General features: G+C 75.4%; 1 protein-coding gene. It reads left to right on the top strand.

The window, feature by feature from the left end; translation table 11 throughout:
* Positions 1-19 precede the first annotated feature (19 nt).
* The coding region (locus tag HMPREF1137_RS07515) for a DUF3418 domain-containing protein (protein WP_231284058.1) at positions 20-848 on the top strand (829 nt) is incomplete at its 3' end.

The following is an 848-nucleotide window of genomic DNA, read 5'->3' as shown; positions in this document are numbered from 1 at the left end:
GCCGGACGTGGCCGCGTCGGTGGCTCGCTGGATCGAGCAGGCGGGCGACGAGCCGGTCGAGGCCGTGGTGGCGTCAGCGGCGGACAAGTCCTCCGGGAAAGCGACGAAGGCCGCCGACTCCGACGAGCCGGACCCGCTGAGCCTGGACGCCGCGATGGGCCGACTGGCCGCGTGGGGCGCGACCTCCGGCCGTCTCTCAACGCGCAATTCCCCTGCGAAGGCACCGAAGAAGGCCACGCAGAAGGAGACGCCCACACAGGCGCCGGCCACTCAGGGTCCCGAAGCGACCGCCGCGAGCGAGGCGCCCAAGCCCCGCCCCCTCACCGAGCGCCCCGTCCTGGAGGCCCTCGCCCACGCGGTGCGCGTCCTGCGCGGCGTGGACCTCAGCGAGGCGGACCTGGCGCACGCGCGCGCCCACCTGCCCGACCACCTGCGCATGACCTTCGTCGTCACCGACGCGTCGGGCAAGGAGCTGGGCGCGGGCAAGGACCTGGCCTACCTGCAGCGATCCCTCGCCAGCGACGCGAACAAGGCGGTGCGCACGGCCGTGCGCGCGGCCCTCGAGGAGGCCAGCGAGAAGCAGGCGCGCAGGAACAAGCGCGGGCGCGGGGCCTCGGAGAAGGCCGCCGCGCGCGGTGGGGAGGATTCCCCCACCCCCAAGGGCGCGCAGTCTGCCCCAAACGGGGGCGCGCACGCGCCAAAGGACGCCCAGGCCTCGGCCCCAGCGCCGGACCCGGCGTTCCACGCGGACGGCGTCACGCAGATGCCGACGCTGCCGCGCTCGATCACGCAGACCTCGGGCTCGATGACGCTGCGGGCCTTCCCCGCCCTGGTCCCCCAGGGCAGCG

The sequence above is a fragment of the Actinomyces sp. ICM39 genome (genome assembly GCF_000282935.1).
GTDB lineage: Bacteria > Actinomycetota > Actinomycetes > Actinomycetales > Actinomycetaceae > Pauljensenia > Pauljensenia odontolytica_B.
The sequence above is the reverse complement of the archived record's forward strand: the minus strand, read 5'-3'. Positions and strand labels throughout refer to the sequence as shown.